Source organism: Microbulbifer flavimaris (assembly GCF_001641755.2).
GTDB lineage: Bacteria > Pseudomonadota > Gammaproteobacteria > Pseudomonadales > Cellvibrionaceae > Microbulbifer > Microbulbifer flavimaris.
Window position 1 is genome coordinate 963,375 of record NZ_LRFG02000002.1, and the last position, 23,318, is coordinate 986,692.

24 protein-coding genes and 1 pseudogene are annotated in these 23,318 nt (G+C 61.6%); 11 read left to right on the forward strand and 14 right to left on the reverse strand.

Features of this window, described 5'->3' with window-relative positions; translation table 11 throughout:
• Positions 1 to 60: 60 nt before the first annotated feature.
• From AWR36_RS09065 to AWR36_RS09080, 4 genes are all read left to right on the forward strand, one after another.
• Positions 61 to 984, forward strand: coding sequence for a hydrogen peroxide-inducible genes activator (locus tag AWR36_RS09065; protein WP_067083872.1), 924 nt, complete (start codon positions 61 to 63; stop codon positions 982 to 984).
• Positions 981 to 3,065, forward strand: coding sequence for an ATP-dependent DNA helicase RecG (gene recG / locus AWR36_RS09070; protein ID WP_197409250.1), 2,085 nt, complete (start codon positions 981 to 983; stop codon positions 3,063 to 3,065). The genes AWR36_RS09065 and recG overlap by 4 nt, the downstream gene beginning before the upstream one ends.
• 148 nt (positions 3,066 to 3,213) lie before the next feature.
• Complete coding sequence (locus tag AWR36_RS09075) at positions 3,214 to 3,921, forward strand: hypothetical protein (RefSeq protein ID WP_067083874.1); 708 nt, start codon at positions 3,214 to 3,216, stop codon at positions 3,919 to 3,921.
• A 196-nt stretch (positions 3,922 to 4,117) separates the two neighbouring features.
• Positions 4,118 to 4,798, forward strand: a complete 681-nt coding sequence (locus AWR36_RS09080; RefSeq protein ID WP_067083875.1) for a hypothetical protein — start codon at positions 4,118 to 4,120, stop codon at positions 4,796 to 4,798.
• A 111-nt stretch (positions 4,799 to 4,909) separates the two neighbouring features.
• Here the strand turns inward: AWR36_RS09080 and AWR36_RS09085 are convergent, their stop codons facing one another.
• Entirely contained in the window at positions 4,910 to 6,220 is a 1,311-nt protein-coding gene (locus tag AWR36_RS09085; RefSeq protein ID WP_067083876.1) for a dicarboxylate/amino acid:cation symporter, read from the reverse strand.
• 156 nt (positions 6,221 to 6,376) lie between these two features.
• Between AWR36_RS09085 and AWR36_RS09090 the strand changes: the two genes are divergently transcribed.
• The 4 genes from AWR36_RS09090 (at position 6,377) to phoR (ending at position 10,096) form a co-directional block, all read left to right on the forward strand.
• A complete protein-coding gene (locus AWR36_RS09090) occupies positions 6,377 to 6,982 on the forward strand; it encodes a chorismate--pyruvate lyase family protein (RefSeq protein WP_067083878.1) in 606 nt (201 codons plus the stop codon).
• Positions 6,979 to 7,860, forward strand: a complete 882-nt coding sequence (ubiA, locus tag AWR36_RS09095; protein ID WP_096866629.1) for a 4-hydroxybenzoate octaprenyltransferase — start codon at positions 6,979 to 6,981, stop codon at positions 7,858 to 7,860. Before AWR36_RS09090 ends, ubiA begins: the two co-directional genes overlap by 4 nt.
• 116 nt (positions 7,861 to 7,976) lie before the next feature.
• Complete coding sequence (phoB, locus tag AWR36_RS09100) at positions 7,977 to 8,681, forward strand: phosphate regulon transcriptional regulator PhoB (protein ID WP_067083879.1); 705 nt, start codon at positions 7,977 to 7,979, stop codon at positions 8,679 to 8,681.
• Positions 8,682 to 8,800: 119 nt separating this feature from the next.
• A complete protein-coding gene (phoR, locus tag AWR36_RS09105; protein ID WP_067083881.1) occupies positions 8,801 to 10,096 on the forward strand; it encodes a phosphate regulon sensor histidine kinase PhoR in 1,296 nt (431 codons plus the stop codon).
• Between the two features lie 53 nt (positions 10,097 to 10,149).
• Here phoR and AWR36_RS09110 read toward each other — a convergent pair whose 3' ends face one another.
• From AWR36_RS09110 to AWR36_RS09125, 4 genes are read right to left on the reverse strand one after another with little or no spacing between them, the layout of a single operon-like run.
• Positions 10,150 to 10,485 carry a hypothetical protein gene (locus AWR36_RS09110; RefSeq protein WP_231745289.1) on the reverse strand — a complete coding sequence of 112 codons (336 nt, stop codon included), beginning with the start codon at positions 10,483 to 10,485 and terminating at the stop codon, positions 10,150 to 10,152.
• Positions 10,486 to 10,524: 39 nt separating this feature from the next.
• Positions 10,525 to 11,154: a DUF938 domain-containing protein gene (locus tag AWR36_RS09115; RefSeq protein WP_067083885.1), complete on the reverse strand. Its 630-nt coding sequence runs from the start codon at positions 11,152 to 11,154 to the stop codon at positions 10,525 to 10,527.
• Positions 11,151 to 11,927, reverse strand: coding sequence for a peroxide stress protein YaaA (gene yaaA, locus AWR36_RS09120; protein WP_067083886.1), 777 nt, complete (start codon positions 11,925 to 11,927; stop codon positions 11,151 to 11,153). Before yaaA ends, AWR36_RS09115 begins: the two co-directional genes overlap by 4 nt.
• 50 nt (positions 11,928 to 11,977) lie before the next feature.
• The gene (locus tag AWR36_RS09125; RefSeq protein ID WP_067083887.1) at positions 11,978 to 12,457 is read right to left on the reverse strand and encodes a DUF4265 domain-containing protein; all 480 of its coding nucleotides are present in this window, start codon (positions 12,455 to 12,457) and stop codon (positions 11,978 to 11,980) included.
• A 65-nt stretch (positions 12,458 to 12,522) separates the two neighbouring features.
• Here AWR36_RS09125 and AWR36_RS09130 point away from each other — a divergent pair, with 65 nt between their 5' ends.
• Entirely contained in the window at positions 12,523 to 13,794 is a 1,272-nt protein-coding gene (locus tag AWR36_RS09130) for a M48 family metalloprotease (RefSeq protein ID WP_067083888.1), read from the forward strand.
• Between the two features lie 82 nt (positions 13,795 to 13,876).
• Here AWR36_RS09130 and AWR36_RS09135 read toward each other — a convergent pair whose 3' ends face one another.
• From AWR36_RS09135 to AWR36_RS09160, 6 genes are all read right to left on the reverse strand, one after another.
• Positions 13,877 to 14,188 carry an antibiotic biosynthesis monooxygenase gene (locus AWR36_RS09135; RefSeq protein ID WP_067083890.1) on the reverse strand — a complete coding sequence of 104 codons (312 nt, stop codon included), beginning with the start codon at positions 14,186 to 14,188 and terminating at the stop codon, positions 13,877 to 13,879.
• A gap of 66 nt (positions 14,189 to 14,254) precedes the next feature.
• Positions 14,255 to 14,956 (reverse strand): phosphate signaling complex protein PhoU, encoded by a 702-nt coding sequence (gene phoU / locus AWR36_RS09140; protein ID WP_067083891.1) that lies wholly within the window; start codon positions 14,954 to 14,956, stop codon positions 14,255 to 14,257.
• 40 nt (positions 14,957 to 14,996) lie between these two features.
• A complete protein-coding gene (pstB, locus tag AWR36_RS09145) occupies positions 14,997 to 15,737 on the reverse strand; it encodes a phosphate ABC transporter ATP-binding protein PstB (protein ID WP_231745293.1) in 741 nt (246 codons plus the stop codon).
• Between the two features lie 163 nt (positions 15,738 to 15,900).
• The gene (gene pstA / locus AWR36_RS09150; protein WP_067083894.1) at positions 15,901 to 17,187 is read right to left on the reverse strand and encodes a phosphate ABC transporter permease PstA; all 1,287 of its coding nucleotides are present in this window, start codon (positions 17,185 to 17,187) and stop codon (positions 15,901 to 15,903) included.
• Complete coding sequence (pstC, locus tag AWR36_RS09155) at positions 17,180 to 18,559, reverse strand: phosphate ABC transporter permease subunit PstC (protein ID WP_067083896.1); 1,380 nt, start codon at positions 18,557 to 18,559, stop codon at positions 17,180 to 17,182. The genes pstA and pstC overlap by 8 nt, the downstream gene beginning before the upstream one ends.
• Positions 18,560 to 18,719: 160 nt before the next feature.
• Positions 18,720 to 19,772 carry a PstS family phosphate ABC transporter substrate-binding protein gene (locus AWR36_RS09160; RefSeq protein WP_067084068.1) on the reverse strand — a complete coding sequence of 351 codons (1,053 nt, stop codon included), beginning with the start codon at positions 19,770 to 19,772 and terminating at the stop codon, positions 18,720 to 18,722.
• 188 nt (positions 19,773 to 19,960) lie between these two features.
• Between AWR36_RS09160 and AWR36_RS09165 the strand changes: the two genes are divergently transcribed.
• Positions 19,961 to 20,539, forward strand: coding sequence for a TRAP transporter small permease subunit (locus AWR36_RS09165; RefSeq protein ID WP_067083897.1), 579 nt, complete (start codon positions 19,961 to 19,963; stop codon positions 20,537 to 20,539).
• Entirely contained in the window at positions 20,536 to 21,897 is a 1,362-nt protein-coding gene (locus AWR36_RS09170) for a TRAP transporter large permease (protein WP_067083898.1), read from the forward strand. Before AWR36_RS09165 ends, AWR36_RS09170 begins: the two co-directional genes overlap by 4 nt.
• 230 nt (positions 21,898 to 22,127) lie before the next feature.
• Here the strand turns inward: AWR36_RS09170 and AWR36_RS16355 are convergent, their stop codons facing one another.
• The 3 genes and pseudogenes from AWR36_RS16355 to AWR36_RS16115 form a co-directional block, all read right to left on the reverse strand.
• Complete coding sequence (locus AWR36_RS16355; protein WP_231745294.1) at positions 22,128 to 22,415, reverse strand: hypothetical protein; 288 nt, start codon at positions 22,413 to 22,415, stop codon at positions 22,128 to 22,130.
• Positions 22,416 to 22,442: 27 nt separating this feature from the next.
• A pseudogene (locus AWR36_RS16360) lies at positions 22,443 to 22,598 on the reverse strand (helix-turn-helix domain-containing protein); the annotation flags it as partial.
• 259 nt (positions 22,599 to 22,857) lie between these two features.
• A complete protein-coding gene (locus AWR36_RS16115) occupies positions 22,858 to 23,232 on the reverse strand; it encodes a hypothetical protein (protein ID WP_141398505.1) in 375 nt (124 codons plus the stop codon).
• Between the last annotated feature and the right edge of the window lie 86 nt (positions 23,233 to 23,318).

A 23,318-nucleotide genomic window follows, 5' to 3' on the forward strand; every position in this document is an offset into this window, starting at 1 on the left:
GCCGCCGGCCATTATTTATGAATAATAGCTATGGCCACTTAACTGCTGATTGCTTCCCTTATGACGCTCAACGAACTGCGCTACATCGTCACCCTGGCTCAGGAACAGCATTTCGGCCGCGCTGCCGAGCGCTGCTTCGTCAGCCAGCCGACCCTCTCCATCGCGGTAAAGAAACTGGAGAAGGAGCTGGACGTAGCCCTGTTCGAGCGCTCCAAGACCCGGGTGCAGGCCACTCCGCTGGGTGAGCGTATCGTCGCCCAGGCCCAGCTGGTGCTGGAGCAGGCCTCGGCCATCAAGGACATTGCCAGCGCCGGCAAGGACCAGCTCTCCAGCCCCCTCTCTGTGGGTGCAATTTTTACCATCGGGCCCTACCTGTTTCCCCACTTCATTCCGCAGCTGCAGCGAATGGCACCGGAGATGCACCTCTATGTCGAGGAGGGATATACCGCGACCCTGCGCCAGCGCCTGCGCAAGGGGGAACTGGACGCCATCATCATCGCGCTGCCATTCACCGAGCCGGATGTGGTCACGCAGCCGCTCTACGACGAGCCTTTCGTTGTCCTGATGCCCGCTGGCCACCCGCTGGCGAAGCAGGACAGCATTTCGCCGGATCAGTTATCCGAGGACAACGTGCTGCTGCTGGGGGAGGGGCACTGCTTCCGCGACCAGGTGCTGGAAGCCTGCCCGCAGTTGCAGCACTCGATCGAGAAAGAGTCCGGCAGCGGGCGTATCCGCACTGCGGCCGACGGCAGCTCCCTGGAGACCCTGCGCCATATGGTTGCCTCCGGACTGGGCATTACCGTGCTGCCACTGTCCGCCGCCACCGCCTCCCAGTACGCCAGCGGCCTGCTGGAGACCCGCCCCTTCTCGGCGCCCGCACCGCAGCGCACCGTGGCTCTCGCCTGGCGCGCCAGTTTCCCCCGCCACCGGGCCATCGACATCCTGCGCGATGCCATCAGCCAGTGCCAACTGGGGGAGCGGTGACGGATCTCGCTGCGCTTCCCGTCACAACCCTCAAGGGCGTCGGGGAAAAATTCGCCCAGGTGCTGGCAAAACTGCATATCTCGTCCGTGCAGGATCTGCTTTTTCACCTGCCCCTGCGTTACCAGGACCGCACCCGCGTCACCCCCATCGCCGCACTGACACCGGGACTGGATGCGGTGATCGAGGGCGAGGTGCGCGCCGCCGACGTGGTCTTCGGGCGCCGGCGCAGCCTGCTGGTGCGGCTCCAGGATGGCAGCGGCACCCTCACCCTGCGCTTTTTCCACTTTTCCGCCGCGCAGAAGAACCGCTTTGCCCGGGGCACGCGACTGCGCTGCTTCGGTGAGGCCCGCCGGGGCTCAGCCGGTTTGGAACTGGTGCATCCGGAAACGGAAATACTGGGGGCTGACACCTCGCCGACGGAGGACACCCTCACCCCCATCTACCCGCTGACGGAAGGCGTCAGCCAGGCTCGCCTGAGGGGCCTGGTGCAGCAGGCACTGGACATGCTGTCCGAGGGCGGCGTCACCGAGCTGCTGCCAGCCGGCTTGCTGCCGCACACCATGCAATATCCTCTCGCCGGGGCGTTGCGCTACCTGCACAGTCCGCCAGCGGGCACAGACCTGGCCCAATTGGCGGAAGGCCAGCATCCGGCGCAGCAGCGCCTGGCTCTCGAGGAGCTGCTCGCACATCACCTGAGTCTGCTGGCACTGCGCCGGGACAGCGATCACATCCGGGCACCGGCACTGCCCGGCGACGCGGGCCTGGAGCGGGATTTTCTCGGCCGCCTGCCATTCTCCCTGACCGGCGCCCAGCAGAGGGTCTGCGCCGAAATCGCCACGGACCTGGCGGGCAGCCGCCCGATGATGCGCTTGCTGCAGGGGGATGTAGGGGCGGGAAAGACTCTGGTGGCGGCGATGGCTGCTCTGCGCGCGATCGGCTCTGGCACCCAGGTAGCGGTAATGGCACCGACGGAAATTCTCGCCGAGCAGCATCGGCGCAATTTCAATGGCTGGCTGGAGCCCCTGGGTATCCGGGTGGCCTGGCTCACCGGTAGTCTCAAGGCGGCAGAGCGACGCGAACAGCTCGGCGCCATCGCCAGCGGCGACGCACAACTGGTAGTGGGTACTCACGCACTGTTCCAGGCCGACGTGGTCTTCCATCACCTGGGGCTGGTGGTCATCGACGAACAGCACCGTTTCGGCGTACGCCAGCGGCTGGAGCTGCGAGAAAAGGGCGCCGGCGCCGCCGGCTCCGTGCGCGTACAGCCCCACCAGCTGATCATGACCGCCACCCCGATCCCGCGCACCCTGGCCATGTCCGCTTTCGCCGACCTGGACTGTTCGGTGATCGATGAGTTGCCACCGGGCCGCCAGCCCATCAATACGGTGGCGATCTCCAACGAGCGCCGCGGCGAGGTGGTGGAGCGGGTTCACAATGCCGTGGCCCAGGGCCGCCAGGCCTACTGGGTCTGCACCCTGATCGAGGAATCGGAGACCCTGCAGGCCCAGGCCGCTGAATCCACAGCCGAGGAACTGGCCGCCGCACTGCCGAGCAGCCGTGTCGCCCTGGTGCACGGGCGCCTCAAGCCGGACGAAAAAGAGCGCGTGATGAGCGCCTTCAAGGCCGGCGAGGTGGACCTGCTGGTAGCCACGACGGTCATCGAGGTGGGCGTCGATGTGCCCAATGCGAGTCTCATGATCATCGAGAATCCGGAACGGCTGGGACTGGCCCAACTGCACCAGCTGCGCGGCCGGGTCGGCCGGGGCTCGGTGGCCAGCCACTGTGTTCTGCTCTACGGCACACCGCTCTCCCGCGGGGGCAAGGCCCGCCTGCAGGCCCTGCGCCAGCACAGTGACGGCTTTGCCATCGCCGAGGAAGACCTGCGCCTGCGCGGGCCGGGCGAGATTCTCGGCACACGCCAGACCGGCGAAATCCAGCACCGCATCGCCGATCTGCAGCGGGATGCGCACCTGCTACCGCAGGTGCAGCGCATCGCCGCCTCACCCGACCTGCCGCAATCTTTGCGGCAGCAGCTGGTGGCCCGCTGGCTGCAGAACAAGCCCCGCTTCGCCGAGGCCTGACCGGCCGGACACTTCCCGATACCAAAACTCCTGTTGTGGTCACCAATATTTTTGCGCTCGACCGCCGGTGGTGGCAGCCTGACCGATAAGCCACATAACAATAAGCGGTCCCAGCCGCAGGCAAAATCGAGAGAGAACGGAGACCACCATGGAAGACTCACGGAGCGATCGCGCGAGGTCCGGTCCCCTGCGGACACTGCTCGCAATGCTGGGCTCAGCGGCATTGTTGCTGTCCAGCGCGCAGCTCAGTGCGCAGGACGGTTTTTTCAGTGACGACGGACAAACCCCCAGTGTCACCCTTACCAGCAGCCAAATCCGACTGGATGTCCCCACCCCGGTCAGCGGCAATGACCTGGCCCTGTTGCTGGCCCAGGCCGGCAGCGGCGGCCTCAGCCAACTGAAAAATGAGGCCGCGGCCCGATTTTCCGCGCACCTCCGACAGGCCATGGCGGAGCGCCTGCGCGAGCACCTGAGCGACGAGGATGTACCCCTGGTTCAGCAGGGCGGCTTTCTCACGTTGCACACGCACTTCGACGCGGGTATCAGCAAGCAGCTGACAGACCTGAAGAATTCCGATCGCCATGAAACAGAGCGGGGCACGCTGCTGGTCAGTGGTGAATTCCGCTACTGGCTGTCATCGGTCAGCGGGGAAACCCTGCAGGAAAAGCGCATAGACCTTGGGGACCTGCGCCTGGAGAACCGCTACCGGGTGCGAACCAACCACCGCAGCGGTGAGATCGAAGACAGCACGGACGAGGCCATCGAGGACATGCTGGAGGAGATGGCGGACCAGTTGCTGGACCGCATCGAAGACCAGCTGGAGGCGGACGAATTGCGGCAGATCGCGCGCCTCTGACCGCATCCCCGACCGTGAAACCCTCGGCGACATCGGCAATGTCGCCGGCAAAAAGTAGGAGGCGCAACGCTCCATAGACTTTTCAGTCAGGGATTGCTTTTGCTTCCTTGTCCGCGCAGTGGCAGCCTAGTCACCTGTCCGACCAAATGTTGAGGTCTGGTCAGAATAACAATAGCCACACTTCAGGGAGAGTACAGTGATCAGGTTCGCAGCCCGCAGGCTGGCCATGGCCGGCTTGCTTTTCGTCTCGACCACTTCCGCCCAGGCACAGGGCTTCCTCGGTATGGGCGACGATACGCCAACGCCGAGCGTTTCTTTGCAGTCACCCTCCATCAATCTCAATATCCCAATGCCGGTGAACAGTGCCAACCTGACGCTACTCCTGGCCCAGGCCGGTGACGGCGGCAGCCTGACAGCGCTCAAGGAGGCCAAGCTGCGGCGCTATCGCCAACACCTGCAGGTGGCGCTGGGTAGCGAGTTGCGGCAATTCTTCCTCGACGAGGAGGTGCCGCTGGTAGAGGGGCGCGGGCAGCTTTCCCTGGGAACGGATTTCAGGCTTACGGTCGTCAAGCAACTGGGGGATATGCGCAGCGAGGGTGGGGTCGACCTGGAGCAGGGCAACATGGAAATGTCGGGGACCTTTACCTATCGTCTCATCGATGCAGGAGGGCGCACGCTGCAGGAGGAATCCCTGGATATCGATCGCCTAAGACTACGGGAAAAGTATCTGGTCCGGGTACAGCGCGGCGGCAATCAGGTGGAGGACACCACCGACCAGGCGATCCTGAACCTGCTCTCGACCCTCTCCGGCAAAGTGCTGGCGCGAATCGACGGCGATCTCGAGGCCGATGAACTGCGGGACCTGGTTCGAGACTGAGCGACACCACTTCTGATTAAGGCAGAAACGAAAAAGGGTCGCTGTTGCGACCCTTGTTGTTGATACCCCTTCACCGGGGATTCTTCACCGGGGACTCAGGCATCAGCCCCCTCAGCCGGGGGACTGCTCCACACGGCGGCCGTTGGCGGCGCTGTCATAGTTGCGATCGTAGAAGACCTCCTCGGAAAAGGCGCCCTCACTCTTCGCCACGATGGTGCTCACCACCGAGTCGCCGGTGATATTCACTGCAGTGCGCACCATATCCAGCAAACGGTCAACGCCCATCACGATGGCAATGCCTTCCAGCGGTAGCCCCACCTGCTGCAATACCATGGCCAGCATAATCAGGCCGACGCCGGGCACGCCGGCAGTGCCGATAGAGGCCAGGGTGGCGGTAAGCACCACGGTCAGGTACCCGGCCAGCCCGATATCGATCCCGTACAATTGCGCGATAAAGGCTGTGGCCACGCCCTGCATGATGGCGGTGCCGTCCATATTGATGGTGGCACCCAGCGGTACCGTGAAGGCCGCCACTTTGTTATCCACCCCCAGGCGTTTCTCAACGGTGGACAGGGTGACGGGAATGGTGGCTGCAGAGGAGGCGGTACTGAATGCGAATACCATGGCCGGGCGCATCTTCTTCAGCAGCTCCAGCGGGTTGAGGCCGGAAAGCAGCTTCAGCAGCAGGGAGTAGAATCCCAGTCCGTGCAGTGCCAGCGCCCCCAGTACCACCAGGAAGTATTTTCCCAGCTGGAAGATGGCGTCGACACCGAGCTGGGCAATCTTATTGGCCAACAGCGCGAAGACACCGTAGGGGGCAAACACCATCAGCACCCCGACCATACGCATGATCACATCATTGAGGTCATTGAAGAACGAGGCCATCCGCCGGCCCGGTTCGCCGCAGCGGGAAATGGCGTAGCCCATCAGCAGAGCGAATACGATGATCTGCAACATGTTGCCCTTGGCCATGGCATCCACCGGGTTGGTGGGGAAGATATCCACCAGCACCTCGGACAGCGGCGGCGACGGCTTGGGCTCGAAAGTGGCATCCGCCTGCAGCCCCTCCATGCCGGCACCGGGCTGGAATACGAAGGCCAGGAACAGCGCCAGGGTGATCGCCGCAGCAGTCGTGAGCATGTACAGGGCCAGCGTCTTGCCCGCCAGCACCCCGACCCGGCTGCCCTCGGACAGGGCGCAGGCGCCGCAGATCAGAGAAACCAGCACCAGCGGCACCACCATCAGTTTCAGCGAGGCGATAAAGATCCGGCCGACGATATCGAACAGGCCCCCGGTCAGATAATTATTGATAAAGCTGGTAAAGCCACTGCCGAGTATCTGGGTCGAGTCGAGAAAGTTGAACAGTACTCCGACGACAATGCCCAGCAGCATCGCCAGCACAATCTTGGTGGTCAGGCCCATAGGAATTATTTCTCCGGAAGCTTCCGTTATTCTCTTTTGGTAGTGCGCATCATAGAGGAGCCGCCGCCGCCGAGTACAGCCGGGAGCGCCTGACCTCGCCGCCGCCAGCCGTTACAATGGCGGCTTTGGCCTTTTGATCCTGCTGCGGGGTTCGCGTTGTATCACTCTCCATTTCTACCGGCTGCGGACTGGCAAGCCCAGCCTCTGGAATCCCTGCATGAGTCGCCGCCGGCGGAGCTGCTGCCCTGGCTGCTGCACCCGGGCTCCCTGACGGCGGCACTGAAGCACCTCAGCGGCGGCGACTTCGCCGTGCGGGTTCTGGACCAGAGCTGGCAGCAACCCACCCTGGAGGAGCGCCGTACCCTGGGACTGCGGGATCGCCAGCGGGCGCTGATCCGCGAAGTACTGCTGTTTGGACGCGGCCGACCCTGGGTCTATGCCCGCAGTGTGCTGCCAATCCGCAGCCTGCAGGGCAAGTCCCGCTACCTGCGCAGCCTGGACAGCCGGCCGCTGGGAGAATTGCTGTTCAGCGAGGCGGGCATTCGCCGCGGCCCCATTACCCTGAACCGACTCGAACGCAATCCCCGCAGCGAGCTGGCGCTACTGGAGGGCGAGTGCGGCAGCGCCTGGGGCCGCCGCTCCACTTTCTGGCTGCGCGACAAGCCATTGCTGGTGGCAGAGACCTTCCTGTCCGCGTTTGCGGATGAGAACACCGCACTGCCGCGCCCGCAGGAACTGATAACCAGGGAGAAAACCACGTGATCAGCCAAGCCCTTTCCCGCCGCTGGCCCGCCGCGCTGCCCTACTGGCAACTGGCCCGCCTCGACCGACCCATCGGTTCCCTGCTGCTGCTGTGGCCCACCTGGTGGGCGCTGTGGCTGGCAGCCGGTGGCTGGCCGGGCCTGCACCTGTTTGCAGTTTTTACCCTCGGAGTACTACTGATGCGCGCGGCCGGCTGCGCCATCAACGATTACGCCGACCGTCACATCGACGGCCATGTGAAACGCACCGCTGCGCGACCGCTCGCCACCGGTCGGGCGACCCCCCGTGGGGCACTGCTGCTGTTTACCGGCCTCTGCCTACTGGCTTTCCTGCTGGTGCTCACCACCAACCGGCTCACCGTACTGCTGTCCCTGCCGGCGGTGGCACTGGCCTTCTGCTACCCCTTCGCCAAGCGCTACACCCACTTGCCTCAGGTGGTGTTGGGCGCTGCGTTCAGTATGGGCATCCCCATGGCGTTTGCCGCGGCTACCGGCGAAGTGCCCGCGGTGGCCTGGCTGCTGTACACCGCCAACCTGCTGTGGACGGTGGCTTACGACACCTTCTACGCCATGGTGGACCGGGATGACGATTTGAAAATCGGCGTCAAATCCACCGCAGTACTGTTCGGCGAGATGGATCGGACGATGACGGCGGCGCTGCAGCTAATGGTGCTGTTCGCGCTGATGCTGGCCGGCCAGCGCTTCGAACTCGGGACTATCTACTACCTGGGCCTGGCAGTTGCCGCCTGCCTGTTTGGCTACCAGCAGTGGCTGATCCGCAATCGCGAGCGTGATGCCTGTTTCCGCGCCTTCCTGAATAACAACTGGGTCGGTGCGGCGGTTTTTGCCGGCATCGCGCTGCACTACCTGTCCGTGTAGCCGCAACACAGTAATGACCGATAGGTCAGCAATGTGTGGATAAGTTGGCGCCGGTCATATATTTGTAATGGAAATGCCGTTAAATAGCCGCAACCGAAAAAGGGCATGGCAGGCAGATGCAGAGCAAAACTATCCTGATCGTCGACGATGAATCCGCAGTGCGGGACATGCTGCGGGTAGCGCTGGAAATGGCCGATTACCGTTGCCTTGAGGCGGAGAATGCCCAGGAGGCGCACGCCCTGATCATCGACGAGAAACCCGACCTGATCCTGTTGGACTGGATGCTGCCCGACGTATCCGGGGTGGAACTGGCCCGGCGCCTGAAGCGCGATGAACTCACCTCGGCCCTGCCGATCATCATGCTCACCGCCAAAGGTGAAGAGGACCACAAGATCAAGGGTCTGGAAACCGGTGCCGATGACTACATCACCAAGCCCTTCTCCCCGCGGGAACTGGTGGCCCGCCTCAAAGCAGTGCTGCGCCGCGCCGGCCCGTCCACGCCGGAAGAGCCCCTCACCGCCGGCCAGCTGGTGCTGGACCCGATCAGCCACCGCGTCACCATCAACGGTAAGTCCGTGGATATGGGCCCGACAGAATTCCGCCTGCTGACTTTTTTCCTTTCCCATCAGGAGCGTGCCTATAGCCGCTCCCAACTGCTCGACCATGTCTGGGGTGGCAACGTGTATGTGGAAGAGCGCACTGTGGATGTGCACATCCGCCGGCTGCGCAAAGCACTGGCCGTAGGCGGCCACGACCGCTACATCCAGACAGTGCGCGGGACCGGCTACCGCTTCTCCGTGCAAACCGCGGAAAAAGTGTGACAAACTTGCCCGGACTGATTTGAACCACTGTCCGGCGCGCTTCTGCTGTAGCGTGAATGAAAATTCGGTACGGCAGATACTTAATGCCGCCCGCCTGCACACGGAGACCGCAAGGCACCATGCTGGAACGCAGTATCGGCGAATTCTCCCGTTTCCTCGTTATCGCCCTCGGCTTCACCGTCTTCGGTTTTGCCACAGGCCTGTGGCTGCTCGGCCTGGCGCTGGCACTGGCCATTTACCTGCTCTGGATACTGCTGCAGCAGACCCGGTTTGACCGCTGGCTCAGCAATGGCCGGCAGGGGCCGGCACCCACTAGCTTCGGCATCTGGGGCGAGATCAGCGATGACTTTTATCGCATGCAGCGCCGCCACCGACGGGAAAAGCAGAAACTCCACGCCATGCTCCGCCGGGTGCAGGACAGCACCAGTGCCCTGCGCGAGGGCATTGTTGCGCTCGAGGACGACGGCAACCTGGCCTGGTGGAATCCCGCCGCAGGAGATCTCCTCAAGCTGCGTGCCGACGACGCGGGGCAACCGCTGATCAATTTCATGCGCGATCCCACGTTTGTGCGTTACGTGCATGATGCCAATATGCAGGGCCCGCTGACATTGCCAGCGCCGGGTAACGATGCCCGTACCCTGCAGCTGGAAATCACCCGCTACGGCAGGGACGAGGCGCTGGTGATCGTGCGGGACGTCACCCGGCTGCATAACCTCGAGCAGATGCGGCGGGATTTCGTCGCCAACGTGTCCCACGAATTGCGCACACCGCTGACCGTGATTGCCGGCTACCTGGAAACCCTGGAGGGCAGCGGTCAGGCCCCCAAACCCTGGCAGCGACCACTGGCGCAGATGCGCGAGCAAACCACCCGCATGACCTCACTGGTCAACGACCTTCTGTTGCTGGCGCGGCTGGAAACGTCCGAGCGCGATACGGGCCGGGAGCAGGTGCCCGTGTGCGAGCTGGTAGAGAGGGTGGCGCGTGAGGCACGCAGCTTGAGCGCCGACCGCCACAATATCGTGGTGGATTGTCCGCAGGACGCTGTGCTGACAGGGGATGCCGGCGAGCTGCACAGTGCTTTCGCCAACCTGGCACTCAATGCGGTCAAGTACAGCCCCGACGGGGGCGATATCCAGCTGCGCTGGTCGATGGACGAGCGGGGAGGGCACTTCTCGGTGCGCGATAGCGGCATCGGCATCGACCCCATCCATATTCCCCGCCTCACCGAGCGCTTCTACCGGGTCGACGCCGGGCGCTCCCGGGAGAGTGGCGGCACCGGCCTTGGGCTCGCCATCGTCAAGCATGTGCTGCTGCGCCACAGCGGCGAATTGAGTGTGGAAAGCAGGCCGGGCCGGGGCAGTACCTTTGCGTTGCACTTCCCGCCGCACAAGCTCACCTCCACGGCAGAGACCTGACCCCCAGCCCTGGCGAAGAGCGGGCGCACAGGGTCATGGGCCTGTTCGGGCCGCTACTCCAGCTCTTTCACCGGCACTTCTTCACCCCCGCTGGTATATGTGGGGGTTTCACCCTCGCTGATGGCGTTGCACTGGCGCCGCAACACGACATGGTGCAGGCGCATGTCGCCGTCGCGCAGCAACAGGTGCTCGCGCCCGTCGTCATCCACCGGCAGAACCTCATTGCTCACCAGGGCATCGCGCAGGGTGCGCAGGCGTTTAACATCGCGGTAGCGATTGAGGTCGTTGGACAAGCGCAGCTTCATGCGCTCGCACTCGTGCAGTGCTGCGGCTTTTTCGCGGTATTTACCAAAGAAAAATACCGCCGCAATGGCGAAGGCTACGCTCACTCCAATCTCTAACCACTCGGGCATCTGAGTTCCCCTCCGTTACTCTTCAGTGTCTTGTTGCATTTGTATCGTGGACCGCCGCCAGACGACCAACCGGTTGTTTGCCGGCATGGCGATGGTTTCGCTGCGGACCATGCCCACAGCGAGCGCCAGCGCATCGAGCCAGTCGAGATCGCGAATACCGCTGGCGGGATCCCGCTGGCGCAGCCAGGCATCAAATTCCCGGTTGCTCTCCGCCCCGAAGTCATCCCCATCGCGAAATGGCCCATAGGCAATCAGCCGGCCACCGGGCGCGAGCACATCCGGCAGGGCGCGAAACAGGGACTCCACCGCAGTCTCTGACAGGATGTGCAGGGTGTTGGCGGTAAATACGGTATCGACCGTCAGCGCTGGCCACTCAGCCTCTACATCCAGCGCCACCGGCGGCGGCAGGTTGGCGGACGGGCAGGCTTCCAGCCAGCGACGAATACCCGTCAGCTTCCCCGCCAGGTCCGAGGCCTGCCAGTCTAGATGGGGAAACTCGGGAGCAAAATAAACGGCGTGCTGGCCGGTGCCGCTGCCGATTTCCAGCAGCTGGCGGCTTTCCGCCAGCAGCCGGCGCAGCGCGGCCAGGATAGGATCGCGGTTGCGCGCGCAGGCCGGTGCATCGGGCAGGCCGGCGTCGCTCACTGTGCCTCGTCGCGGGTGAAGACCCAGTCGTTGCCCTCGGACAGAGAGGCATTGAAGGCGTAGCCACCGCTGTCGAAGCCCTTCAGCTCCTCGGCTTTTTTCACCCGATTGTCGATGGCCCAGCGGCTCATCATGCCGCGGGCTTTCTTGGCAAAGAAGCTGATCATCTTGTACTGGCCGTTTTTCAGGTCCCTGAAATGCGGGGTAATGATATCGGCTTCCAGTGATTTCGGTTTCACCGCCTTGAAGTATTCATTGGAAGCCAGGTTCACCAGCTCGCGGCTCTTCAGGCTTTTCAGTTGCGCGTTGAGGGCCTCGGTAAGGGTCTCACCCCAGAATTCGTACAGATTCTTGCCGCGGGCATTCGCAAATTTGGTGCCCATCTCCAGCCGGTAGGGCTGCATCAGGTCCAGGGGCCGCAACAATCCGTAAAGGCCAGAGAGCATGCGCAGGTGCTTCTGGGCATAGGCGAAATCCCGCTTGCCCATGGTCTCGGCTGCCAGCCCGGTATAGACATCGCCCTTGAAGGCCAGCAGTGCCGGGCGGGCATTTTTCCCGGTGAACGGGCGCTTCCAGTCCTGGAAGCGGTCATAGTTCAGCACACCCAGTTTGTCGGAAATTTTCATCAGGCTGGATATATCCTGGGGGCTCAGAGCCCGCAGTTCTTCGATCAATTCGGCAGAGTCATCGAGAAAATCCGGCTGCGTGGTTTCCAGGTCCGGAATATCGCTCTCGTAATCGAGGGTCTTGGCCGGGGAGATCACTATCAACATAGGGTTCGACTGTCCTGTACGAGTGGGGTGTGGGTAATTACGGCTCCGGCTTACTCCGGCTTGAGGATGTCCTGCCACCAGTTCAGCGGTGTCTGGCCATCGTTGGGGTCGTAGACATTGCCGTAGTACCAGACACTGTTGGCGCCGTCGCAGGCACTGTTGAGAATCTGTTCGATCTTGTCGAAGCCGCAGCTCACATGGATGCTGTAAACCAGCAGGCGCGGCGTCTCCATGTCCAGCTCGCCGCCGAGCTTCTCCAGCTGCGGTGTCAGCTGGTCAGAGAGGGCGGTGCTGTTGCCGCGGCAGAATACGCGGATCGCCAGGTTACCCGAGCGTTTCACCAGCTCGAACTGCTGGTCTTCCTTGTTCACCTTGATGGTATCGCCACTGGCGATGCCCTTGATAAACGCGGGCGAGCGCACCAGCTGGCAGCTGTTGTCCTCGTTGACGCGCACCTGCAGCCGCTCCACCACCGGCTCGCCGTCCGGATTGGTACCGGCGAACAATTCAATTATCTGCAGTGCCGTCATAACCTCTCTCCCGGGACTGTGTAAAATGAGTCGCATAAAACCGAGCATTATACAGGGAGGCAACCATGATTCCGCGCCTGATCACCTGCTGTGCCCTCACAGCGTCCCTCCTGGCCGGCTGTGCCGTCAACCCGGTCACCGGAGAGCAACAGCTATCGTTGATTTCCCAGGGCCAGGAGGTGGCGCTGGGGGAGCAGCAGTACCCCATCAACCAGCAGCAGCAGGGAGGCGAGTATGTGGTGGACCCGGCCCTGCAGGACTATGTCAGTCGCGTGGGCCAGAAGCTCGCCAAAGTATCCGACCAGCCGCAGCTGCCCTATGAGTTCGTGGTGCTCAACAACTCGACGCCCAATGCCTGGGCGCTGCCCGGGGGCAAGATCGCGGTGAACCGCGGCCTGCTGACCCTGCTCGATGACGAGGCCGAACTGGCCGCCGTGCTCGGTCACGAGATCGTCCACGCAGCCGCGCGCCACTCCGCCTCCGCCATGTCCCAGCAGCAGGTACTGGGGGCCGGCCTCGCAGTCCTGGGTGCCACCACCCAGAATACCGCCTATGGCGACCTGGTGGCCCTCGGCGGGCAGCTGGGCGGCTCCGCCTACATCGCCCGTTACGGCCGCAGCAACGAGCTGGAGGCCGACAAGTACGGCATGAAGTATATGGCCGCCGCCGGCTACGATCCCGAGGGGGCCGTACGGCTGCAGCAGAAGTTCGTCCGGCTGAAGGAAGGGCGCCAGTCCGGCGCGCTGGAAGCACTCTTCGCCAGCCACCCGCCGTCCCAGGCGCGCGTGAACGCCAATATCGAGTACGCCAAGCAACTGCCGGACGGCACCAGCAACCGTGCCGCCTACCAGCGTGCCATCGCCCAACTCAAGCGGGATGCCGACGCCTATGATAATTACGACCAGGCCATGAAGGCAGCCGCCAACAAGCAGTACGACCAGGCGCTGGGCCTGGTGCGCCGTGCCCAGCAGCAACAGCCACGGGAAGCGGCCTTTTTCCAGCTGGAGGGCGACCTGCTGACCCAGAAAGAGCAGTACCAGGCTGCCTACAAGGCCTACGACAGCGCCGTGCAGAAAAACCCGGGGCTCTTCTCCCACTGGCTGAAACGCGGGCTGGTTGCCGCCAAGCTGAACAATTACACCGATGCAGAGCGCGACCTGACCCGGTCACTGCGCTATCTGGAAACGCCCCACGCCCACTATTACCTGGGCCAGGTGTATGAAAAGCAGGGTGAGGTAAGGAACGCCTACAGCCACTACCAAACCGCTTCCAAGGCGGGGGGTGAGATCGGATCAGCGGCACAGGCGCGCATGCAGGCACTTTCCAACAAGGGGTAGAAAAATCTCGCTGTGTGAGCGAGAAAGCCGGAGTCTGAAACAAGGTCGCTCCAGGCGGCCTTTTTTCTCCCGGCAGTGGCGGTCAATTGCCGGGTTCGACCACCCAATCCGGCTCCTCGAATTCCCCTATTGGTGTCACCTCCACGAACGGGGCGGCACTGCGGATAATTTCATCGATCTTGGAATCGTGGCTGGCTTCCATCGCATCCCGGTCTGCCTTGCTGTCCCAACTGGCGATCGCCAGCAGCTTGTCCGGCTCACCGATCTTGCGTCGCAATTCGGTGCCAAGGGCGCCGTGATGCTTTTGGATCAGCTCCGAGGCGCGAACCCACGCACTCGCATATTCCTCGGCGGTATGGCCTTCCTTGATCCTGACCTCGAACAGATATTTCATCTTTCAGGCTCCTCCATTAAAAAAGGCCGCTTAAGCGGCCTTTTTCTTCTTCGTCATTGCACGCAATCAGGCATTCTTCAGGTTGCTTTCGTGCCCGTGGCGGATATCCGCACCTTCCACCAGGTACACCACCTGCTCGCAGATATTCTTGGCATGATCTCCGATGCGTTCCAGTGAACGCAGAGTCCACAGCACGTTCATGACACGGGAAATACTGCGCGGGTCTTCCATCATATAGGTGACCATCTCACGCACGGCGCTGCGGTAATCCATGTCCACCTGCTCGTCCTCGGCCAGGGTGCTCATCGCCGCTCTTACGTCAAAGCGGGTATAGGCATCCAGAGCGTCATTCAGCATCTTGCGCACGGCGTTGGCGATATGGCGAATCTCGGTATAGCCGCGGGGAGCAGTCCCTTCGTCGGTCAGGGCGATGGCCATCTTGGCGACCTTGCTGGCCTCGTCGCCGACACGCTCAAGATCGCGGGCGATGCGGATGATGGACATGACCATGCGCAGGTCAGAGGCAGCCGGCTGGCGCTTGGCAATGATCAGCGTGGCGTGCTCGTCAATGGCCATTTCCCGCCGGTCGATCTCCTCTTCGATGCGCAGCACTTTTTCTGCCAGCTCGCTGTCAGCGTTGGCCAGGGCCTCCACCGCGTCGGCAACCTGGCGGGTAACCATACCGCCCATCTCCAGCATCTCGGTTTTGATGCTCTCGAGATCTTCGTTGAACTGGCGGGATATATGTTGATCGAAATGCATTTCCATAATTTGTTCGCTTCTGTTAGCGCAATACTAGTCCAACGGATCAGCCGAAGCGGCCAGTGATGTAGGCCTCGGTCAGCTCATGCTGCGGGTTGGTAAAGACCGTCTCTGTATCGTTCACTTCCACCAGGTGACCCAAGTGGAAATAGGCAGTGCGCTGACTGACCCGGGCTGCCTGTTGCATGGAGTGGGTGACGATGGCGATGGTGTAGTTCTCTCGCAGCTCGTCGATCAGCTCCTCGATGCGGGCGGTGGCGATCGGGTCCAGGGCAGAGCAGGGCTCGTCCATCAGGATCACTTCCGGGCTGACAGCAATTGCACGGGCGATACACAGGCGCTGCTGCTGACCGCCAGACAGTCCGGTGCCGGGCTTGTCCAGCCGGTCTTTTACTTCATTCCACAGGCCCGCACGGCGCAGGCTGTTCTCGACGATCTCATCCAGCTCGGCGCGACGGCTGGCGATACCGTGAATCTTCGGGCCGTACGCGACATTCTCGTAAATGGACTTGGGAAAGGGGTTGGGCTTCTGGAATACCATGCCCACCCGCGCGCGCAGCGGCACCACGTCGACTTTCGGGCCGTAGATGGGATCGCCATCGAGAGTGAAGTCACCCTCAACGCGACAGCCGTCGATGGTGTCATTCATACGATTCAGGCAACGCAGGAAGGTTGACTTACCACAGCCGGAGGGACCGATCATGGCAACCACTTCATTGCGGCCAATATCCAGGCTTACATCGTGAATGGCCTGGGTCTCGCTGTAGAAGACGTTGACGTTGCGCATCTTCAACTTTGCATTGTCGCAGAAGGGTGCGCCGACGGTTTCGCCCACTTTGGTCTGGCTATCCACAGTCTTTTTTTCCACGGTTTGGGGGTTAGCCGGCTCGCTGTAGCCGGTGGCATCCAGGGTCATGGTGTTCATCAAGTTGATCCCAGTCTATCAGCCGCTACCAGCGGCGCTCGAGTTTTTTGCGCAGCAGTACTGCACTGGTGTTCATCACGATCAGGAAGCTCAGCAGCACCATGATCGCGGCGGAAGTGCGCTCGACGAAGGCGCGCTCCGGGCTGTCAGCCCACAGGAAAATCTGTACCGGCAGTACCGTAGCCGGATCAGTGATGCCGGCCGGTACGTCGACAATAAAGGCCACCATACCGATCATCAGCAGCGGTGCGGTCTCACCCAGGGCCTGCGCCATGCCGATAATGGCGCCGGTGAGCATGCCCGGCATCGCCAGTGGCAGCACGTGGTGCAGGACCACCTGCATGCGCGAGGCCCCCATGCCCATGGCCGCCTCGCGGATGGACGGCGGTACGGACTTCAGGGCGGCGCGGCTCGAAATAATGATGGTGGGCAGCGTCATCAGGGTCAGCACCAAACCACCGACGAGTGGCGCCGAACGGGGCAACTCGAAGAAGTTGATGAAAATGGCCAGACCCAGCAGGCCGAACACGATGGACGGTACCGCGGCGAGGTTATTGATGTTCACCTCGATCAGGTCGGTCCAGCGGTTCTTCGGTGCGTACTCTTCCAGATAAATAGCCGCAGCCACACCGATGGGGAAGGACAGCGCCAGTGTCACCAGCAGGGTCAGCAGGGAGCCCACCAGAGCCGCGCGGATACCCGCCTGCTCCGGCTCACGGGAGTCACCGTTGGTGAAGAAGGTGGTATTGAAGCGCTTTTTCAGCTCTCCACTGTCCCACAGGGTCTGCACCCAGGCGGCCATCTCGTCGGAAGTACGGCCGCGGAAACCCTCAGCGGAATCGTCGAGACTCTTGAGGAAAGTATCCACGTCATCATCCGCAGCAAACCATACCTTCTCGGTCTGCCCGAGCAGGGCCGGATTTGCCTGCAGTCGGTCGCGCAGGGTGAAGGGCGCCCCGGTAGAGACCAGGGAATAGAGCTCGCGCTTCTCGCTGCGGCCGCTGACCCCGGGAAAACGCTCGCGCAGGGATTGGCGAATGACACCGGTAAAGTTGGCCCAGGTGAGACTCTCTTCGTTTACCTCCTCGATCCCCAGCACCGCAGGGTCGTAGGTGACTTCCAGCTGTACCGCAGTCTGTACGAACGCGCCGCTGCCCTTGCTGATAATGTCAGTGAAGAGCAACAGTACGGCAAAGACACCGAAGGCGATGCTGGCAATACCAAGGCCACGAAACAGTTTTTCCTTGCGGTGCCGACCGGCGAGATTCTGCTCGATCCGCTCGCGCACCTGTGCTTGTGTCAGATCAGTCATACTGTTCCCGATATTTTTTCACGACATGCAGGGCGATAAAATTAAGAATCAGGGTGGACACGAACAGCATCAGGCCCAGGGCGAAGGCCGCCAGGGTTTTCGGGCTGTCGAATTCCTGGTCACCCACCAGTAGGGTCACAATTTGCACCGTAACGGTAGTGACGGAGTCCAGCGGGTTGGCGGTCAGGTTCGCGGCCAGGCCCGCGGCCATCACTACGATCATGGTTTCGCCAATGGCCCGGGAAACCGCCAGCAGTACACCGCCTACAATGCCCGGCAGCGCCGCCGGAATCACGACCTTGCGCACGGTTTCCGAATGGGTGGAGCCAAGGCCCAGTGCGCCGTCGCGCATGGACTGTGGTACCGCATTGATCACATCATCTGATAGCGACGAAACGAACGGAATAATCATCACCCCCATCACCAGGCCAGCGGCCAGGGCACTTTCACTGGAGGCCTGCAGGCCAACCGCTGCCGCCGCTTCACGGACGAAGGGTGCAACCGTGAGGGCGGCAAAAAAGCCGTAAACCACCGTTGGTACACCGGCCAGCACCTCAAGTACCGGCTTGGCGACCGCGCGCAGACGCTTGCCGGCATATTCGGCCAGATAAATCGCGGACATCAGGCCCACTGGCACCGCCACGAACATGGCAATCGCAGAGACCATCAGGGTACCGGTGAACAGAGGCACCGCACCGAAGGCGCCGCTGGAGCCCACCTGGTCGGCGCGCAGGGCCATCTGCGGACTCCACTGCAGGCCAAACAGGAACTCTGTGACCGGTACCGACTGGAAGAAACGCAGGGATTCAAACAGCACCGACAGCAGAATGCCGACTGTGGTCAGGATGGCAGCCGAGGCACAGCCAATCAGAATAACGCGGAAAACCTTTTCCACTTTCTCCCTTGCACGCAGCTTGGGAGAAAAGCGCAACATGGCAAAAGCACCAAGACCCAGCGACAGGATCAGGACCATCGCGGTTTGCAGGAGCTGGGCACCGCCACGCAAATGGGTAAGCCGCTCAGCAGCCTCCTTTACCTGGGGAGTTGCCTCTCCAAAGAAGTTACCGGCGGCCTGGTTCTGTATCTGGGCGTAGAGCAGGTCGCGACCGGCCATGGTATCCGGCATATCGGCGATGCCGTTCATCACCAGCGCGCGGATAATTGGCTCATCGAACATCAGCCACACCGCCAGCAACAGCAGTGCGGGTAGTCCACACCACAGTGCGGTATGAGTGCCGTAATAACTGGGCAGAGCCGCCAGCTTGCGCATCCCGCCACGCCCCCGGGCAGCGGCAGCCGCGCGACTGAAACCGGTGCCGTAGGCGATCAGGACCAGCAGCAGCAACAGGGCAAATAAAGTAGGAGTCTGCATTTAAATTCCGTGCGTTCGGTATTACAGGCCGCGGATTATCCCGGCTTTTTAAGTCTTTTAAACGACCGCGAATTGCGGCCCCTCAACTACAAGAAAAGCCAAGCCCTCGCGGGCTTGGCTGGTAAATCCATCTACCTGTTTTTTTACTGCCTAATCGATCTTATTTTTTGGCCAGGTTGCTCAGGGCGTTCAACTGACGCACATTCTTGGCAACTTGCTGACGCTTGGAAGTCGGCAGCGGGATCATGCCCTTGTCGGCCAGGTAGCCGTCCTCACCCCAGGCGCGCTCGCTGGTGATCTCGGCCAGGAATTGCTTCATGCCCGGGATCACATTCGCGTGCGCTTTTTTCACGTAGATGAACAGCGGGCGGGAAACCGGGTAGCTCTGCTCGGCGATGCTATCAAATGTCGGCTGCTCACCTTCGATGGTGGAACCGTGCACCTTGTCCGCATTCTGATCGAGGAAGCTGAAGCCGAAGATGCCCAAAGCATTCGGATTGGCCACCAGCTTGTTGACGATCAGGTTGTCGTTCTCGCCGGCTTCCACGTAAGCGCCGTCTTCACGGACGGTGTGGCAGATGGCCTTGTAAGCATTCTTGTCTTCTTTCTTCTTGGCGGCGATCCAGTCGAACTTCTTGCAGCCCCCTTCCATTGCCAGCTCGGCAAACGCATCGCGGGTACCGGAAGTGGGGGGCGGGCCGAGGACCTCGATCTTCACATTCGGCAGCGCCGGGTTTACGTCCTTCCAGGTCTTGTAGGGGTTCTCGACCAGGGTCTCGGAGCCGTCCGGGTTCGGCACTTCCTTGGCCAGGGCCAGGAAGATGTCTTTACGGGTCAGGTCAAAAGTCTCGGCGCTCTTGGCGTTGGCCAGCACGATACCGTCATAGCCCACCTGAACTTCCACCACGTCGACGCCGTTCTCTTTACACATATCCAGTTCGGACTGCTTGATACGGCGGGAAGCGCCGGTGATGTCGGCAGTGCTCTCGCCAACGCCCTGGCAGAACAGCTTCATGCCGCCGCCGGTACCGGTGGATTCAACGACCGGGGTCTTGAACTGGGTCGCACGGCTGAAACGCTCGGCCACGGTGGTGGTGAACGGGTAGACGGTGGAAGAACCGACGATGCTGATATGATCACGGGCTGCGGTGGCCGCCTGAGATGCGGCGATGGTCAGAGCCGCCAGGGATGAGGCCAGGATTCGCTTGTTCATGGAGAACTCCAATGTGTGCTTTTGTTTCAGCGGCGATGCTAGGAACAACGGGTGACGATTCTATGAATGAAATGTGACAAAAAGGTTACATGACACTGATCGGGGCGCTGGGACCAGTACTGGCGCCAGATTCGCGCCGGCGTTAGTCTTTGCAAACAGAACAATAAGATGTAGAGAGAGACTTCCCCATGCCCCCCCTGGTCCGCCTCGCCCGGCAAATTGACCGTCTGGCCACAGCCACTGGCAGCCTGCTCGGCTGGTTCACCCTCGCCATGGTGCTGCTGCAAAGCGCCGTTGTGCTCCTGCGCTACGGCTTCGACGGCGGCTCTGTAGCCCTGCAGGACGCAGTGCTGTATCTGCACGGTGCCGTCCTGATGCTGGGCCTGGCCTATGCACTGCATACCGACGCCCACGTACGGGTGGATGTCTTTTACCGGCGGATGTCCGCCCGGTCACGGGCCTGGGTCAACGCCGTAGGCACCCTGGTATTCCTGTTGCCTCTCTGTGCATTCATCATTCTCGGTAGCTGGCATTTCACCACCGCCAGCTGGGCGGTGCGCGAATCCAGTTCCAGCGCCGGAGGCCTGCCCGGCATTTTCCTGCTCAAGACCCTCATCCCCCTGTCGGCGCTGACCCTCGGTCTGCAGGGTATCGCCCAGCTGTGCCGCAGCCTGACGGAGCTGATGCTGGTGGAAACAACCCCGCCAGCACCCCGCGCCCCCACTGATGAACCGCGGGCCAGGGCGGTCGAGGAGGTGAGCGCATGATGGAGCTGGTTCCCCTGCTGATGTTTATCGCCGTCTGCGCGGCGCTGATGTTCGGTTACCCTGTGGCCTTCACCCTCGGCGGCACGGCGCTGCTGGCCGCCGGACTGGGTATCGTGGCCGGTGTATTCGATGCCGAACTGCTGCGGGCTTTCCCTGACCGGCTGTTCGGCATCATGCAGAACGGCACCCTGATGGCGGTGCCGCTGTTCGTGTTGATGGGCGTGATGCTGGAGCGGGCGCGCATCGCCGAGGAATTGCTGGTCAACCTGGCCCGGGTTTTCTCCCGCGTGCCCGCGGGAATGGCGGTGTCGGTGGTGGTGGTGGGTGCGCTGCTGGCAGCGAGCACCGGTATTGTCGGCGCCACCGTGGTGACCATGGGCCTGATGTCCCTGCCCACCATGCTGAACCGGGGCTATTCGCCGCGGCTGGCCACCGGCACCATCTGTGCAACCGGCACGCTCGGCCAGATCATTCCGCCGTCCATCGCCCTGGTGCTGCTGGGAGACACGCTCTCCAATGCCTACCAGCAGGCCCAGCTCTCGGCCGGTATCTTCAACCCCAAGCCGGTCAGCGTCGGCGACCTGTTTGTGGGCGCCATTATCCCGGGGCTGCTGCTGGTGGCGGCTTACATCATCTACCTGCTGTTCGTGGCCCGGCGCGAGCCGGCGGTAGCGAAGCCGACTGCGGAGAGTATCGACCTGGCAGAGACCCTGAAAAGCCTGGTGCCGCCCATCGGCCTGATGGTGCTGGTACTGGGCTCCATCATCACCGGTGCCGCCACCCCCACCGAAGCTGCTGCCGTTGGCGCCCTGGGGGCGGGGATTCTGGCAGTGAGCCGCGGCGCCCTGAACTGGGACCGTGCCGGCGAGGTAGGGCAGAGCACGCTCAAGGTCACCGCCATGGTATTTGCGATCCTGATCGGCGCGTCGCTGTTCTCGCTGGTATTCCGCGGTTACGACGGCGAGGAGCTGGTCACCCATTTCTTCAATAGCCTGCCCGGCGGCGTCATCGGTGCCACGCTGCTGGTAATGGTGGTGATCTTCCTGCTGGGCTTTATCCTCGACTTCATCGAGATCACCTTCGTGGTGGTGCCGATTGTCGGGCCGGTGCTGCTGGCCATGGGCGTCGACCCCATCTGGCTGGGCATCATGATTGCCATCAACCTGCAGACCTCGTTCCTGACCCCGCCGTTTGGCTTTGCGCTGTTCTACCTGCGCGGCGTGGCCCCGGAATCCGTGGCCACCGGCGCCATCTACCGCGGCGTGGTGCCGTTCATCATGATCCAGCTGCTGGTGATGGCGCTGCTGGCGCTGTGGCCGTCGCTGGCGACCTGGCTGCCGGGGTATCTGGCGAATTGAGGGGGATGCCCGAACTTAAAAGCCCTGGCCGGGTGATGGGGATTGTTTAAAGGCGATGAGCGTGGCCAACAAGCGCCCAAGCCCGGTGATCGTGAGCAAACAATATGGCGTGGTAACGCCGCGTTCAGGAGCGGCCGAAGCAGCGGACTATCTTGTGCGATGTCTGCGCATTCTGAACCGCATAGCGAAGGTGCACCGCTCGGCAAGCTCCCTGAACGCTTTGTTCCGCGCTACCAGACTTCGTAACGGTCGGCCGCCCTGATGACATTCGCCATGCCGTAGGCGACGACGATCATCCACAAGGGGCCCATGAACGCTTCCAGCCTGAACTCGCCCCGTACAACCATTGCTGCCAGAAGGCCTAGCGCAAATATCACGGAAAAGATCACGACCTGCTTCTCGCCCTTAACCCAGTCTTCCCGCTTGGACATACCGAGCCATCCAAACTCGGACCCGATAAAGTTGATACGAAATAACAGCGGTAGCTTCTTCCACTCGTCTGATGACTTATCGATCACACCGATCTCCTGTTCCAATGTCGAAATTTCAACCTCTAACACTGACGCAAGGGATTTCAGGGACTCCAGACCAGGTTTTTTGCCACTCTCAATGCGCTGAATAGTACGGACGTTCAGGCCACTGAGCTCCGCGAGCTGCTCTTGAGTCCACTTACGGCGTTTCCTTACTTTTTTAAGATACACAGTTCTATCTCTTGCTATCAGTCGAACAGGATTTTGATCTCACGTCCCAACTGTCGGCCACGAAATTCACCCGAAATGGACCCGACATGGGCCCGAAATCGACCCGACAGCAGCATTTTTGAGCCAGGGGGTCTACTAAACGTGGGTATGTCTTATTCCTAACGACCGGCTTTGGGGCAGACTTGGAGCCGCGCAGCGGCGGAAAGGATGTCCCAGCCCCGCAGGGGCGATAACAGCCGTTTGTTAGAGGGTTGTCCGTTTAGCACTCCAACTCTCCGAAAACTAGGATGTCATCGACCTCTAATGGATAATCTAAGTCTTGTTTTATGCAAACGAACGAGCCGTCAGGTTTCACAATATGGATATCCACGACAGTTTGTCTTTTCTTACTGTGATAGAAAAAATATTTTGGAGGGTCGAAAAATCCTATTTCTTCGACACTTCCATCATAGGGATAAACCTCGACGCCATATTCAGCCGAATAGGCACGAATTGCATCCATAACATTATCGGCATCGATATGAAATCCCTGCCCATCATATAGTTTGGGATAATCACGAAATAGATACTGAAGCTTTTCATCGTTATCTGGGCCAATTATTTGAATCATTCCTATACCCTTGGTCTTACCCACAAAAAGTAGACACCATAACTATGCGCATCTGCGCTCATACTCTGCTGGACTTATGTAACCCAGTGTAGAGTGCCTACGTACCCTGT